At 72.1% G+C, this 15,118-nt stretch carries 16 protein-coding genes; all 16 read right to left on the bottom strand.

Features of this window, described 5'->3' with window-relative positions; translation table 11 throughout:
- Position 1: 1 nt before the first annotated feature.
- Positions 2-280: a PAAR domain-containing protein gene (locus ACZ4FV_RS42080; protein WP_026217775.1), complete on the bottom strand. Its 279-nt coding sequence runs from the start codon at positions 278-280 to the stop codon at positions 2-4.
- A 51-nt stretch (positions 281-331) separates the two neighbouring features.
- Positions 332-985, bottom strand: a complete 654-nt coding sequence (locus tag ACZ4FV_RS42075) for a phage baseplate assembly protein V (RefSeq protein ID WP_465326011.1) — start codon at positions 983-985, stop codon at positions 332-334.
- 97 nt (positions 986-1,082) lie between these two features.
- Positions 1,083-2,303 (bottom strand): phage late control D family protein, encoded by a 1,221-nt coding sequence (locus ACZ4FV_RS42070; protein WP_465326009.1) that lies wholly within the window; start codon positions 2,301-2,303, stop codon positions 1,083-1,085.
- On the bottom strand, positions 2,300-2,998 hold the full coding sequence (locus ACZ4FV_RS42065; RefSeq protein WP_395873227.1) for a CIS tube protein: 699 nt from the start codon (positions 2,996-2,998) through the stop codon (positions 2,300-2,302). Before ACZ4FV_RS42065 ends, ACZ4FV_RS42070 begins: the two co-directional genes overlap by 4 nt.
- Positions 2,995-3,762: a hypothetical protein gene (locus ACZ4FV_RS42060; protein ID WP_465326008.1), complete on the bottom strand. Its 768-nt coding sequence runs from the start codon at positions 3,760-3,762 to the stop codon at positions 2,995-2,997. The genes ACZ4FV_RS42065 and ACZ4FV_RS42060 overlap by 4 nt, the downstream gene beginning before the upstream one ends.
- A gap of 108 nt (positions 3,763-3,870) precedes the next feature.
- Positions 3,871-3,996: a DUF6760 family protein gene (locus ACZ4FV_RS42055; protein WP_395873225.1), complete on the bottom strand. Its 126-nt coding sequence runs from the start codon at positions 3,994-3,996 to the stop codon at positions 3,871-3,873.
- Between the two features lie 17 nt (positions 3,997-4,013).
- The gene (locus tag ACZ4FV_RS42050) at positions 4,014-4,406 is read right to left on the bottom strand and encodes a hypothetical protein (RefSeq protein WP_395873224.1); all 393 of its coding nucleotides are present in this window, start codon (positions 4,404-4,406) and stop codon (positions 4,014-4,016) included.
- Positions 4,407-4,408: 2 nt separating this feature from the next.
- Positions 4,409-4,846, bottom strand: coding sequence for a phage tail protein (locus ACZ4FV_RS42045; RefSeq protein ID WP_331771652.1), 438 nt, complete (start codon positions 4,844-4,846; stop codon positions 4,409-4,411).
- A 91-nt stretch (positions 4,847-4,937) separates the two neighbouring features.
- Positions 4,938-6,905, bottom strand: coding sequence for a phage tail sheath family protein (locus ACZ4FV_RS42040; RefSeq protein ID WP_395873222.1), 1,968 nt, complete (start codon positions 6,903-6,905; stop codon positions 4,938-4,940).
- A gap of 13 nt (positions 6,906-6,918) precedes the next feature.
- Complete coding sequence (locus tag ACZ4FV_RS42035; RefSeq protein ID WP_395873221.1) at positions 6,919-7,839, bottom strand: Pvc16 family protein; 921 nt, start codon at positions 7,837-7,839, stop codon at positions 6,919-6,921.
- On the bottom strand, positions 7,836-10,259 hold the full coding sequence (locus ACZ4FV_RS42030; RefSeq protein ID WP_465326006.1) for an eCIS core domain-containing protein: 2,424 nt from the start codon (positions 10,257-10,259) through the stop codon (positions 7,836-7,838). The genes ACZ4FV_RS42035 and ACZ4FV_RS42030 overlap by 4 nt, the downstream gene beginning before the upstream one ends.
- Entirely contained in the window at positions 10,259-12,301 is a 2,043-nt protein-coding gene (locus ACZ4FV_RS42025) for an AAA family ATPase (protein ID WP_395873219.1), read from the bottom strand. Before ACZ4FV_RS42025 ends, ACZ4FV_RS42030 begins: the two co-directional genes overlap by 1 nt.
- 201 nt (positions 12,302-12,502) lie before the next feature.
- Entirely contained in the window at positions 12,503-13,288 is a 786-nt protein-coding gene (locus tag ACZ4FV_RS42020) for a LuxR C-terminal-related transcriptional regulator (protein ID WP_395873218.1), read from the bottom strand.
- Between the two features lie 427 nt (positions 13,289-13,715).
- Positions 13,716-13,982 carry a DUF1876 domain-containing protein gene (locus ACZ4FV_RS42015; RefSeq protein WP_395873217.1) on the bottom strand — a complete coding sequence of 89 codons (267 nt, stop codon included), beginning with the start codon at positions 13,980-13,982 and terminating at the stop codon, positions 13,716-13,718.
- 120 nt (positions 13,983-14,102) lie between these two features.
- Positions 14,103-14,663 (bottom strand): nucleotide exchange factor GrpE, encoded by a 561-nt coding sequence (grpE, locus tag ACZ4FV_RS42010; protein ID WP_395873216.1) that lies wholly within the window; start codon positions 14,661-14,663, stop codon positions 14,103-14,105.
- On the bottom strand, positions 14,660-15,118 hold a 459-nt coding region (locus tag ACZ4FV_RS42005), incomplete at its 5' end, for an Hsp70 family protein (RefSeq protein WP_465326003.1). The genes ACZ4FV_RS42005 and grpE, both read right to left, overlap by 4 nt.

Genomic DNA, 15,118 nt, shown 5'->3' with positions numbered 1-15,118 from the left:
GTCAGCCTCCGATCAGCACGGTCGGGACGCCGGCCACCACCGGTGCGCCGCAGCCGGCCAGGTCGCCTTGGCGCAGCGCGCCGCGACCGCCGACGAGCACCGTCGCGGAGCCCTTGGTGAACGGTGACGGCGGGTGGGCGGCGGGCGGCGGGAACGCGCACGCGTGCATGTCGCCCTGCACGGCGGCGGGCAGTCCGCCGATCAGCACGGTGGGCACGCCGGGTCCCGCGACCATGCCGGGGTGACCGGTGGGGTCGGTGACGCGCGCTGCTGCGGGCACGGCTGCCTCCTCGAAGGTGATCGGTGGGTGTGAACGCTGGTCCGCGAACGGTCAGTTGATCTTCACCAGGGCGCCCTGGATGCTGCAGGTGGCGGCGGCCCGGATATCCGCGCGGGTGGCCTTCGCCGCCAGGCCGTTGCCGGCCTCGACGCTCACGTCGAGCCCGCTCACCTCGACCGATCGGGTGCCGGTGACGGTCACCGCGCCGGAGGTGGTCAGCGAGATCTTCGCCGCGCCGCCGGCCACGGCCAGGGTGATCCCGTCGACGGACATCTCGATCGAGTGGCCCAGGGCGTGCGTGAGCGTGACCGTCTGAACCAGGTCGTCGATGGCCACCTCGTGGCCCACCGGCGTGCGGATGACCCGCTTGGTCACCGAGTCGGTGGGCAGGTCCACCGGGGGCCGCGAGGTCATCGTCCACAGTCCGCCGAGCACGTAGGGCTCGCGCACGTCGCCGTTGCGGAAGGCGACGAGCACCTCGTCGCCGGGCTGCGGCATGAACCACACCCCGGAGCCGTCGCCGGCGACCGGCGCGCACACGCGTGCCCACGGCTCCACGCCCGGAAGCCACGCGTACCGCACCTGTACCCGCCCGGCACCGGTCAGGTCCAGGTTGTCCACCACCGTGGCCGGCGCCACGCCGGTCACCCGCGGGCTGTCGGACGCGTGGATGTCGTCGAGGGCGTCGAAGAGCGGTTCGAACATGCTGATCCTCCGAGGGGTCCGGTCGTTACGTCGGGAACGGGTGGAAGCGAAGGCGCGGCCGGTCACCGGACACGTCACGGAAACGGCAGTACAACCGCTACGAGTTGGGCGCCGGCAACGACAACAGGCCGCCCTGGACCCGGACCGCGCCCTGGGACGCGGGCGGGATGCCGCCGAACCAGATCTCCTTGCGCAGTTCGAACGAGGTGCGATAGCCGCCGCCGTCGAGCGTGTGCTGCGCCGACACCGCCCGCCACAGGCCGCCGAACGTCTCGCCCACGCCCTCGATCCGCAACACCCGTCCGGCGCTGATCCGGGGGTCGCCCACGCACGAACCACTCGCGGTGGTACGCCGGTTCAGCCTGGGCAGCAGTTTGGCGACGATCAGGCGCGGAGCGGTGGCGATGGTCACCGGTTCGTCCACCAGCAGCACCTGGCGGCCCGACGGCAGTCCGAACCCCGGGGCCACCTCGATGGACAGTGCCTGGCGGTCCCAGTCGTAGCCGACCGAGACGGTCAACTCCAGGCGCACCTCGGGCCGCCACACCCGCACCGACACGCTCTCCACCTGGCCGACGGTGCTGATCCGGGGCGTGAACTCCATCAGCGAGCGCCCGTACCGCAAGGTCACGTCGGGCGAGAGGTAGGCGGCGGGCGACATCAACCGGAGCACGAAGCCGGACGGCTCGCTGTCGTGCTCGACGATCAGCTCCCACGCGTTCTCCACCGCGATCTTCTTCAGGAAGTCGAGTGTGGTCTCGGACTGTTGGCGGCGCACCACCCGCTGACGCATGCTCGGGTCCTCCAGCGAGGCCACCACGTCCACCGCGCCCAGGGCAGCCGACAGGAAAGCGCCCAGCGGGTCGAGCAGCGGGATCATGCCGTGTTCGAGCGCCAACAGCGGCGCGACCACCGCGTCCGGCAGCGGCAGCACGCCGAGTTTGGGCACCGGGACGCCGAACCAGCGCGCGGGCGACGCGGCGGCCAGACGGGTGCGCCGGTCCTGGGCGACCACCCGCAACATCGGCATCCCGTCGGAGGGGAAGCTCGCCTCGGTGCCGACCACTTCGCCGGTGAACAATCGGCGCGGCTCGTCCGGGGCGTAGCCCAGCGCGATGCTCACCTCGGTGTCCAACCGGAACAGCGGGTCGTCGAGCCAGCGCAGGCCCTCGTTGGCGAGCGAGACCTCCAGCCGGTCGGCGTCGCCCATGCCGGTCTGGCAGGTCACGCCGGTGACCGAGCCGCGCAGCGCCGCCGGCGCCGGCCGGCCGGCGAAGCGCAGCCGCATCTCCGGGGCGTACTGCGGGAACACGCTCACGCGGGCACCTCCCGGGGCGGTGCGTCGAAGACCTCGTTCGTGCCCGGGTCCCGGTAGGGCAGCCGGGGCACGTGCAGCGTCGCGCCCACGGGCAGCGCGCGCGGGTCGTCCAGCCCGTTGTGCAGCGCGATCGGCCGCCACGCGGACGCCGAGCCGTACTCGCGCCACGCGATCAGTTGCAGCGTCTCGCCGGCGACGACGGTGTGCGCCTTGGTGTAGTCCGAGGTCTGCCGCTTGACCTCCTTGGCCTCCATGTCCACGTTGCGGAACTCGCTGAAGGTGACGGTCAGTCGGGCCCGCACCGGGGTTCCGTCCGGCTTGAACATCACGAACTTCTGCGCGACCCGGGTCAACACGCACGTGAAGGTCAGGCTCGCCCACGCGAACACCAGCGGCGGCGGTGCGTGCAGCGTGGGGTCGATGTCCATCAGGTCCACCACCCGGCGGACCAGGATCCGCACGTCGCTGCCCGCGCCCGCCTGGTCGTTGGCCTCCAGCGAGTCGAGGAACAGCTCCATCTCCAGCGTCTGCGCGTTGCCGTGCACGAACTGCACGACCGGCGCGGACAGCCCGGGGACCGGGAGTTGGGCGTAGGTGGTCTCCCGGTTGACCGTGTAGTCCTCCGGGTTGAACAACACCCGGGTGCGCGCGCCGGTGACGGTGTTGGTGATCGTCGCGCGTTCCATCACCGTCATCGGCTCCACCCCCGGCGTTCCTGCCGGGCGCGCACCCGACGGTCGATCTCCCGGACCACCCCGTCGACCAGCAGGGGCAGGTCGGCCGAGGTGAGCGCGGGCGCCGCCTGCGGACGGCCGTACCCCGTCTCGGCCCGGCCGCGCGCCGACGTGTGGGCCGGCGCGGTGTACGACTCGGCCGAAGTCGAGGCGGGCGTGGGACGGGTGGGCACGACCAACGTCAGGGCGCTCCCGGGCCGGCCGCCGGAATGGCCCGGCGGGGCCGGCCACCCGCCGCTACCGAGCACCGCGCCGGGCCGCGCCGGCTCCTCGACGCGCCGACCACGGCCCGCGCCGCGCTCGTACAACTCTCGTGTCACCCAAGCGCGTTCACCCACCGCACGGCCGGCACCCGCGAACACGGTGCGCAGCACCGGTGCGGGCAGTCGGCCCGGCCCGGCGGAGGACGGCGAGTACGGCCCGGGGGTCTCGGTACGGGCGAGCGCGACCATGGGCGGCGCGGTGACCCGGACGTCCAGCCGCACGTGCGCGCAGCGTCGGATGTCCGGGACGGGGACCGGCGCCTGGCGCGGGGGACGGGTGCCGGCCGGGCGCGGCAACGTGTGCAGGACCAGGCCGATTCCGGGCACCCGGGTCTCCACTCGGCCCGCGCCGGCGGGGCCGGTGATCCCCCCGACCCGGGCCCGAACCCCGGCGAGCATCGACGCCGAGGCCGATCGCACCGGCCATCCGGCCGCCGACGCGCGCGCTCCCGTGACGGTCACGGTCTTCTCCCTTCGCGATGCTCGATGCCGGGTGCCACGTCGTGCACGTGGCCCGGGGTCGTGTCCTGCTCGATGCCGGATGCGGAGCGGTGGATGCGTGGCCCGCCGTCACGGCGTGCCGGCCGCCTCGTTGAGCCGCTGGTTGATGGCCGAGACCCGCTCCACCCAGCGCCGCCGCTCGGCGTGGTCCAGGTCCATCAACTCGGCGTGCGACCAGTGCAGGTGGTAGGCCACGAAGGCGATCTCCTCCCTCAGCCGATCGACCGGATATCCACGGATCCCCCCAGGCGCTCGTGGCCCGTACGGACCTCCTCGCCGCAGTTCGGGCAGGACCCCTCCGTCGAACCGGTGGGCTCGTCCACGGTGTTGATCCGGTTGTAGAGCTCCTGCAGATGCGCCAGGTCGGCGGCGAACAGCGTTTCGATGGTGCGCGGGGTCACCGTCTCGACGCCGCCCACGCGGGTGACCACCCGGCTGAGCAGGATCACCGAGAGGTAGGCCGGGTTGCGCTGCACCCTGGGGTCGGCCAGCGGCAGGATCTCGTCGGCGGCGGTGGCCAGCCGCATCGTGCCCTCGCGATGCAGCGCGCCGTCCTCGCCGAGCAGCCCGAGGGGCAGTGTGAAGTCGTGTTCGATCCGAAGCATGCTCACTGCACCCGCACCAATCCCTCGTGGACGAGTTCGAGCGTCTCGATCGCGATGTCGTCGGCCTCGGCGGTGAGCGCCGGCGCGGTGTACTTGGTCGGCCAGGCCCGGACGAAGTTCCACCGCGAGGTGACCACGCCGCGTCGATCCAGCAGCAGCACCGCGCCGTTGCGGCGCAGGATGTCTCCCTCGACGATCTGCTGATGCCACTCGTACAACTCGGTGTCGGTGGTCATGCCCCACTTGAGCACGATGTTGGCGTATTTGGCCTGCCCGGGGAACTTGTACGGGGTGATGTTCCATCCGCCCTCGCGGTGCTCCACCACGTCCACCGTCGCGTCGAGGCCGCTCACCTCGTGGAACCCGACCCGGATGATGCCGTCGAGTTCGACCTTGAAGTTGAAGTTGACAAAGGGATCCTGGATATCGCCTGTGCTCACGGCGTCCTCCGCTGCCTGTCCGTTGCCGATCGTGGGTGCTCGCGGGCGGCGCCCGCGGGTCCGGGTACGCGCCGCCGCGCGGGGTCGGCCGCTACTGCTCGCTCACCTGCGCGCCGCCGTCCCAGATGCCGATCCGGACCACGATGAACTCCGCCGGATAGACCGGCTGTACGCCGATCTCGATGTGGAGCAATCCGAGTTTGCGGGTGCTCGGCGGGTTCAACGCCTCGTCGATGCGGACGAAGAAGGCGTCCTTGGCCTTGGCGCCGAAGAGCGCTCCGTCCCGCCAGACCCGGGTGAGGAATTCGGTGAGGGTGTGCTTGAGCTTGCCCCACAGTTCCAGGTCGTTCGGCTCGAACACGGCGCCGCGCAGACCTTGTTGGATCGACTCCTCGAGGAAGAGGAACAGCCGCCGCACGTTGATGTATTGCCAGTTGCGGTTGTTCGTGGTGGTCCGCGCGCCCCACACCACCGGTGATCCGCGCCCGGGCAGGATCCGCAGCGCGTTGACGCCGTCCGGATTGAGCAGGCCCTGATCGGAGTCCAGGAGCCTGCGTTCGAGACCGAGCGCACCCGCGATGCCGACGTTGGCCGGCGCCTTGTGTACCCCGCGGGTCGCGTCGGTGTGCGCGTAGATCCCGGCGATGTGGCCGGACGGGGGTTGGAGGACCACCATCTGCTTGGCCGGGTCGCGAAGTTGGATCCACGGGTAGTAGAGGGCCGCGAAGCCCTTGTCCTGGTTGCCGCACACGCTCGCGCGCTGCGTCATGACGGTCGGCACGTCGGCGCCGGGCACGCTGTCCAGGATGGCGAACCGGTCGTAGAGCTTCTCGCAGTGGTCGACGATCGCCTGTTGCGCACCGAAGTCGGTGCAACCCGGGGCGAGCACGAGACTGATCTCGTCGATCGGTTCGAGCAGTTTCAGGTGCTCGACCATGCCTTCCCGCACGGCTTTGACCGCCTCGGGCGGATCATCGGCCACCGCGCCCGTCAACGGGAACGTCCCGGCAGCGGGGCGCGGATCACCCACCGGAATCGGGGTGGTCGGCTCGAGCACGATCCTCAGATAGGTACTCGACACCGACGGGCCACCCCACCAGCGCGGATGCGACGGCATCGTGGACAGGTTCGGGTACGTGACCGCCTGGCCGCCTCGATCGGTGACGGTCAGGTCGAACTCGGCCGTCGACACGCGGGTGGGCGTGGCGAGCTTGTACGCGTTGGTGAGCGGCCTGCGCAGGGTGAGCGCGTCGTTGGTGACCGACGCGACGATCCCCCACTCGGTGGTCGCGCCGTCCTTGATCCGTACCGACGACCCGATCGGGACCAGCGGTCGCAGCGCGATCCCCGGCGGGACCTTCAGCCGCAACACCGTGTCGCCGGGCGTGAGATCGTCCGAGGTCACCTTGCCGCCGACGAAGTCGGTCGTGCCGGACAGGCCCTGGTCGAGGACGATCGTGTCCGGCTCCTGCACCGACTTCACCCGCACCGTTCGGGTTTCCGTGCCCTTGGTGACGACCACCCGCTCACCGGCCGCCAAGTCGCCGACCGCGTTCACGGTGAGCACGCGCCGGGTGGCGTCGACGGCGGTGATGTCCGCCTTGCCCTGCACCACCGGCAGATCGCTTCCTTGGCCAGCCGCGGTCAACGCCTTGGCCAGCGCGCTCGAATCCACGATCCGGACCGAACCGCCCTCGCCGTCGGGGCCGTCGAGCAGGGCCTCCACCCGGCCCAAGACCGGCGCGCCCGACGCGCGTCCCAGCAGGTCCTTGGCGGCGGGCTTGGCGGTACCCACCCGCACGACGAAGCACTGGGCGCCGCCGTTGCGGAAGAACCCGTCCACCGCGAGCGGGAGGTGGTAGGGCACGTCGCCGCCGTCCACCGGCGGCCCGAACAGCGCGGTGAACGCGTCCGCGCTGGTCACCAGGATGGGTTCGGCGATCGGCCCGTGCGCGCTGATACCGATGAACGCCGCGACGCTGGTCGACACACCCTGGATGGGTGCGGCGGGCTCGGTCTCTTCGATGTAGACGCCGGGATACGAGACCTGCACGGCCATGGCGGGTGTCCTCTCAGGTGAAGCGGAGTTCGATCAGCGCGTCGGGGGATCCGGGGACCCGGACCGTCTGCGGGGCCGGCGGCGGCAATCCGGCGGCGGTGACCCGCGCCCGGTACTCCCCCGGCGGGATGCCGACGAGCACGAACCGCCCGTCGTCGTCGCTGCGGACCCGGGCCACCACGCGCCCCGCCGGGTGGTACAGCACGATGTCCGCGTCCGGCACCGGCACCGGCGGCGCCGCCGGCCCCGCGGTGGCGTCGAACACGAGGCCGCCCACGTCGGCGAGTTGTTCTGCGGAGCCGTCGCCGGCTCGGGGTGGTACGCCGTCGTAGGAGGTCAGCACCGTGTGCACGACGCCGTCGATCCGTCGGTCCGGTTCCGGAACCGGCATGGTGACGATCAGGTAGACGGCGGGCCGCCAGGACGTGGCCCGTCCGACGGTTCCCCAGAACTCGGCGAGCTTGCCGAACCCCTCCGGCGGCACCACCTCCACCGGCAGCTCCGCCTCGCGCAACGTGGCGGGGACCTTGGCCAGTTGCTCGGGTGTCAGAATCGCCGAGGCGACCATCGGGTCGGCGTCCAGGAACACGGCCAGGACCGCGCCGAGCACGGTGTGCTCCTGCTCGGTGGCGGGCATCTGGGCGCTGTCCTTGGCCGCGTTCCACGCGGTGATCAGGTAGTGGCAGCGGATCCGCGCGGGTTCGCGGCGCTCCACGGTCACCGAACCGGTGGTGATCCGTCGCCGGATGTTCTGCCGCAGCGTCCGGTCCTCGCGCAGGTCCACCAGTGCGCAGTTGACCCAGACGCCGGTGCTCGCACCGACCCGCTGCCGCCAGTCGTCGTCCGGCGGCTGGAACCCGATCCGCGCACTCGTCAGCCCGGGCAGGCCCGCGACCAGGGTCTCCCGGATGATCAGGTCGAGGATGTCGATCATGGCTTGTCGCCCTGCCGGCGCGGGGTGGGAGTGAAGGTGATACCGCCCGCCGGCCCGCCCTGCCACTGATAGTTGATCCGAGCTCCGGTGCGGTCCGCAGCCGCCTGCATCGTGCTTCGACAGGGGCCGCACGGATCGTACTGGCCGCTGATGTACATCGTTTGCCCGGCCTTGAGCGGGATGTTCCGCACGGCCTTGGCCTCGGTGTGGACCTCTTGGTTGGCCTTGATCAGGCCCACCTCTCGGCGCCGCTCCTTGGTGGAGCCGCCGCTGTGCACCGGCTTGTGGCTGACGACGTGGCCGTCCTTGTCCACGACCTTGGCGATCGCGTCGTGCGGAGGGCGGAACCCGCTCGCCTCGAGGCGCTTCAGCTCGGCCTGTTGAGCCTGCGCGCGCCGTTGTTCCAAGACCTTGCCCGCCACCGGATCGCCCTTCTCCAAGGCGCGGAGCACACGGTCCGACTGTCCCCGGTACAGGGCTTCCAGTCGGTCCAACGCGGACCCGTCCTTGTCGCGACGGAGTTCCTCGTGCAACTCCTTGGCCCGAGCCCGAGTCTCCTTGAGCTGCTGCCGGTGGGCCTGTTCGGTCGCCTTGCTGGAAGCGGCCCCGCGCGGAGCCTTCTCCGCCTGAGCTTTGTCGATCGGAGCCTTCTCGGCCTGAACCTTCCCGGCCGAAGACTTCGGCGTCGAAGCCTTCCCGGTGGAGGGCTTGGTTGTCGAAGCCTTCTTCGCCGGCCTCGCCCGCACCGATGTGGCCTTCACCGGGCCTGCGGCCCCCGCACCGGCGGTCTCCGGCGTACCGGCCGCAGGTACCGCCGCAGCACTCGTCGTCTCGCGCGGGGTTCGCTTGGCTACCGCCTTCCTACCGGGGGCGGGCTTGGCAGCGGGCTTCGCGGCACCGGCCTTCGGCGCGCCGGCGGGCACGGCGGGTGTCGCGGGCGCGGCGACGTGCGCGACCGAGACCGGCGCCGGCGTCGCCAACGGAGCGTGCACGGCCTGTGGCGGCGTGGCCGCATGCGGGTCGCCGTGCGAGGCGGGCTGCTTCCCGGTCGTCGGGCCCGCCTTGGCCGCGCCCGATGCGGCGCCCGCCGCCGGTGGCGCGCCGCCCGCCTTCGCGCGTCGGCTCGCGGCGGCCTGGAGCAGGATCTGGTGCAGCAGCGCCAGCAGCGCCTTCGCCAAGTCCTTGGCGCCCCGCTCGAGCGCCGCGTCCCGATCCGCGCCGGCCGGCCGCCGCCAGTCCGTCACCAGCCGCTTCACCACCGGCGCGAGCGTCAATCCGGCCAGCGCGGCGTCGATCAGCAACATCGCGATCTTCTTGTTGGCGCTGCCCGCGCGCATCCCGGCCACGGTGAGCACCGCGGCCACCACCTGGGTCCAGAAGTGCACGTCGGACGGCCAGCCGTCCGGATCGGCGTTGACCGCGTCGAGGATCGACCTGACGGCGCCGATGACGTTCACCGCGGCGAGTGCGACCGCGACTTCCTCGACGTCGATCGCCGTGAGCACGGTCTTCGCGGTGAGTTGACCGATGATCTGGCCCAACTCGCGGTCCGTGAACAGGTCGTCGTTCCTCGGCGCCCTGGTTCCCATGTTCTCGTCGTACTTCGCCTCCAGCCAGTCGCCGGCCGCGGTGACCCGGGACGAGACGGCGGGCGAACCGGTGACCGGGTCGACCAGACCGGCGGCCTTCGCCTCGTCCCGCACCGCCCGCAGCACTGCGCCACCGGTCAGCAGATCGGAGGCGACCTGGAGTCGTGCCTTGCCCTCGGCCCCCAGGCCCAGGGCCGAGGCCAGGTTGTCGACGCCGCGCTGCTCCAGGTCCTGCACGCTGTAGCGGAAGCCGACCACCGTGTCGACGATGGCTGCGCCCTCCAGGACGATGCCCCCCGCCACGCCCAGGTTCCTCAGGTCGGCCGCGCGGTTCTCCGCCTTGAGCGCGGCGACCTCCGGATCCTCCTCGCCCTTCGGCGCGCGGGACACGCCGGGTGCGGTGCCGCCCGCGACGGGGGCGGACAACCCGGCGGCGGCCCGGGCGCCCGCACGGTGCGCGGCGCCCTCGGCGGCGGTTCCGGACGGGTGCACACCGCCGGGTCCCGGTGCCACACCGCCGCGCCGTTGCTGCACCACGTGCGCGAGTTCGTGCCCGATCAGCGCGCGACCCGCGTCCGAGTGCGGGTCGTAGCGCCCCGGGCCGAACACGACATGCCGACCGACCGCGTACGCCTTCGCGTCGAGCCGATCGGCGGATGCCGCGGCGTCGGCGTCGGTGTGCACGACCACATCGCCCAGCGACGCCCCGAACGAACGCTCCATCGGACCGCGCACCGACGCGTCCAGCGGCCGCGCGCGCTCGGCGCGGGACTCCAACTCGGCGGGCAGGTGCGATCCGCCGTCGCCACCGGCCTTCGGACTCGACGCCATCACACCACCCCGACCGGGACCGCGGCCTGCGGGGAGGGTCCGATCTTGTCGTACTCGCGCGCCATCGCCCGCAACACCGACGCCCGGTCCACGACCCGGCCCTCGGCCGCCGCCAAGTGGGCCGCCGCGACCGCGACGTTGTGGATGTGGCCCCCGGACAGCGGGTAGTCGTCGGCGAGTTCACCCAGGTCGAGGTCGACGTGGCGGGGCAGTGCCGGCGGCCACACGCGCTGCCAGATCCGCCTGCGTTCGGGGGCCTCCGGGAACGGGAAGTGTACGCAGTAGGTCAGTCGCCGGATGAACCCGTCGTCCATGTGGTGCAGCAGGTTCGTGGCCAGTACCGCGAGCCCGTCGTGGTCCTCCAACCGCTGCAGCAGGTAGGCGACTTCGAGGTTCGCATAACGATCCCGCGCGTCGTGCACCTCGCTGCGTTTGCCGAACAACGCGTCGCACTCGTCGAACAGGAGTACCGCGTCGGTGCGCGCGGCGGCGGTGAACACCGCGTCCAGGTTCTGTTCGGTCTCGCCGATGTACTTCGACACCACCGACGCGAGGTCCACCCGATAGAGCGGCAGTCCGAGCCGGCCCGCGACCAGTCGCGCGGCGAGCGTCTTGCCGGTGCCGCTGGGTCCGGCGAACAGCACCGACACACCTCGTCCCTGGCCCGGTCGCCCGGCGAACCCGTGCCCGTCGAGCACCGTGCGATGGGCGCTCAGATGCGCGCAGACGTCGTCCAGCCGCTCGCCGACGCCGTCCGGGACGATCAGCGCGGACCAGTCGTCCGAGGTGGTCAACCGGGACGCGAGTCGGCCCAGTTCGCCGCCGGTGACCTGGGCCGCGACGTCGGCCACCTCGGCCGGCGTGGTGTGCGGTTCGACACCGGCCTCGGCCCGGCCGCGGGCCCGGGCGGCGACCGCGTCCAGGGTGTGCCGCAGTTCGGCGCCGGCCAGGTGGGTCCAGCCGGCGAGCGGGTCGGGCCCGGTGCCGCCCGTGACGCGCACCCCCCGCTCGGCCAGCGCGGTGGTGAGCCCGCCGGAACCACCCACTGCCGGCATCCGCCGCACGGGCAGCGACACCACACGCCCGGCGGACGGTTCGGGTCCGGTGGGCGCGAGCGAGTCGGGACCGCCGATCACGATCGTGTGGGTGAACCGCTCCCACACCGGCGCGGGTGGCGTCACGGCGTGGGCGTCCACCACGAGCACGGCCTCGCGCAGCAGCGCCTCGGCGGCCAGCCCGCGCACGACGGCGGGCTCGGCCAACGCCTCGGGCCGCGCGGTCAGCACCCGGCGCCCGGCCCGTGCCGCGCTCCACCACGCCAGATCCAGGCAGTTCGCCGGCTCGGCACCGTGCAGGTGGGTCAGCGTCGGATCCTCGCCGGTCAGCCGGGCGACCAGCACCTCGGCCGCCTCGGGGTCGACCACACCGACCGGCGCGTACCCGTCCAGGGTGGCGAACGGCGCCAGTTCGTCGGCGATTGGGGTCACCGCGAACAGCCGGCGCAGCAACACCACCGAGGGCCGCACCGCGCTCGCGAAGGAGGGCCCGGACCCGGCTCCGACCGGCTCGACGAGCCCGCGGCGCACCAGCGGTCCGGCCGAGGACAGCCGGACCGCCACCGCCGTGCGATCCGCACCGGTCGCGCAACACAGCCGGGCGAGCAGGTCGAGGGTCGGGTACGGCTGTCCGGGGTCGCGCTGCAACCAGCCGATCGCCCGCCCGAACGCGGGATCGAGATCGGGCGCGAACGCCAGTGCGAGGACGGTCAGTTCGAACGCGTCGAAGCCGGCACGGGTCAACGGCAGTGTCACGTGCGCGGGCAGCGGCGGGGTGGTGATCGGCTCGGGCGCGGGGCGCGGATTGCCCGACAGCGCGCGGTGCACCTCGTCGTACGAGGGATAGAGGCGTTCCAGCGAACTCTCCTCGTCCTGCCGGTCGATCGCCGCCACGGCCCGCGCGAGCACGTCCGCGATCCACCGCTCCAGATCGGAGAGGTCGGGAAAGACGGATGCGCTCGAATCGATCGAGGAGGTGGCGGCCATGTCGTGATCCTTGATCACCGGCCGCCGACGCGTCATCCACCCGACAGGACGATCTTTGCGCGTGGCGGGAGTAGATCCCCGATGGACCGCCGACGCGTCCTCCTCCACCCGGGGTGGAGATCGGCATCCACCCGCGGAGCCCACGCCGGACCGCGCCCCGGGGGAGCGGAAACGGGCGTACGCCCACCGAGCGAATCGGCGTCAGGCGCGCGCCGGCCCACCGTTGGTGGGCTGCCCGAGATCCGGCGCACGCCGGGTACGCGGAGCCCGCGTCGGCCCGCCGACGATCGGCCGATCCGATCCCGCGTCCGATCCCGCGTCCGCGGGGCCCGACGGTCGGTCGGCCGGCATCGAGCGCAGCAGCGTCGCCGCGGCCTCGCGATGTGGAACGTCCAACTTCCGCAGCACCGCGTGCACATGGGTCTTGACCGTGGACAGGCCGATGGACAGTTGCCGGGCGATCGCGTGGTTGCTCATCCCCTCGGCCATCAGGAAGAGGATCTCCCGCTCGCGCGCGGTCAGCGTCTCCGACAGTGCGGACCCTCCACGCTGCGCGCCGGCGGCCGGCGACTGTACACGTTGCAGCAGCAGCGCGGCGATCCGCGGACTGCACGACGCCTCGCCGCGCACCGCGCCGACGATCGCGGCTGCGGTTTGCAACACGGAGTACTCCCGGCCGATGAACCCCGCCACGCCGGCCTCGGCCGCGGTGATCACGTCGTCCCGGGACTCGTCCACGCCGAGCGCGATCAACCGGGTCTCCGGCGAGCCGCACCGGATCGCACGGATCGCCGGAATGCTGTCGGGCGTGGCGAGATCGAGCAGCAGGACCGAGGGCCGCAGGCGCAGCGCCCCCGAGACCGCCTCGGCGGCGGACCCACCCGACCCGACCAGGCGCAACGCGGGTTCATCGGCGAGCGCCCGCACGGTGGCCTCGCGATAGATCCGAACCGGGGTGATCACGAGTACCTCGATGGCCGCACTCATCGGCTTCTCTCTGCCCCCCGCCGTCGAAGGCCCGCCGGGCGATCCGCACCACCGTCCCGCGAAACCCTCGCGCGGCGTGCCGAATCGGGCGACTGCGTCACATCGACTGTTGACAACTCACAGTAATCGTCCGGTCGCGCTAAGAGTACCGCCGCTGTCGTTGCCTCGCTACAAACCCGGGTTCACAGCAGCCGAACCGGCGCACCTCTCGACGAAACCGCACCCATTCCGAGCCGCGGCGGCGCCCGCGGACGGCATCTCCCCGACGCGGCACGCGCCGACTCGACCGAACCGCTCGATTCGAATCGCTCGATAGGAACCGCTGGATACGAACCCACTCGATCGAAAGCTCCGGGGACGACCGGACCGACATCGGCGTGGGCGAACCACCGCTCACCCACGCCGATTCGGTACGGCCCGGGCCTCCTCAGACCAGCGTCGTCACCGGCCGCCGCGTCGTGGTCTCGATCTCGCCCGCCGCCTTGTCCAGCAACTGCCGGGTCAGATCCGTCAGCGCCCGCGCCGCGGCGATCTCCTCGCCCACCTGCGGTTGATCGGGATCATCCGGGTAACGACTGGCGTGCGCGTGCGAACGCAACTCCGTTCCGTCTCGCAACCGGAGGAGCGCGGCGGCCTCGGTCCGCTTCCCGTCCTCCTTGAACTCCATCTCGATGTGCCATCCGACGATCTGCATGACTACCCCTTCCGAGCCCCCCGTCCGGTCGGCACCCGCCGAGCCCCTCCGCACCGACCCGATTCGACCTGCCGCGCCTACGTCCGCCACTCCCTTCCGTGAGATCCGCCGCTCCTTCCGTCACCCGTGCTCGCGTCCCGCCCCCGCTACCCCCCGGCTGTCCGCCGTCGGCCCCGACCCGGTCACCGTCACCCTGGCCGGGCGCAACAACCGCTCCCCCACGCGGTAGCCCGGCGTGTGCACCACCGAACAGATCGGCGGATCCGCCCCTCGACAGGGCCGATGGGCCAACGCGTCGTGGACGTGCGGGTCGAACGTGTCCCCGACCGCGCCGAACCCCCGCAACCCCAGCGTCGCGAGCGCGTCCTCGAGTTGACCGACGACTTTGGCGACCCCGGAGGTCAACTCGTCAGCGGCTCGGGCCCGATCGAAGCCGTCGACCACCGGCAGCAACGGGGTCAGCACATTGGCCAGCGCCGCCTCCCGTACCGCGAGCCGATCCCGCCGCACGTGGGCTCGATAGGCGTTGTAGTCGGCCTGAAGGCGCCGCAATTCGTCCACCCGCTCGGTGAGTTGCCCGCGCAGCGCGGCGATCTCGGTCAACAGCGTGGCCAGGATCGGCGACTGCGGCTGCCCGGCGGGCACCGGCAACAGCCCCGGGCCGGGAGAGGTCCGGTTCACGCGGCCCCACCTCCCCGCTTGTCCTCGTCGACGATCTCCGCGTCGACGACATCGTCGTCCTCGACGGTGTCACCGCCGGCTCCGGCTCCGGCCGCATCGTCGGTGCCCGGCTGCGCGTTCGCGTACATCGCGCTGCCCATCCGCTGACTGATCGTGCCGACCTTCTCCGCGGCGTCGCGGATGGCGGCCAGGTCCTCGCCCTTGAGCGCGTCCTTGAGCCCGGTCAGCGACGTCTCGACCTCGCCCCGCACGTCCGCCGGCACCTTGTCGCCGTTGTCCTTGATGAACTTCTCGGTGGTGTACACCAGTTGCTCGGCCTGGTTGCGGGTCTCCGCGGCCTCGCGACGCCGGTGGTCCTCGTCCGCGTGCGCCTCCGCCTCGCGCATCATCCGGTCGATGTCGTCCTTCGGCAGGCCCGAGCCGCCGGTGATGGTCATCGACTGCTCCTTGCCCGT

The sequence above is a fragment of the Embleya sp. NPDC025285 genome (assembly GCF_055558835.1).
Note: the sequence above shows the minus strand (reverse complement) of the source record. Positions and strands in the feature narration are given on the sequence as shown.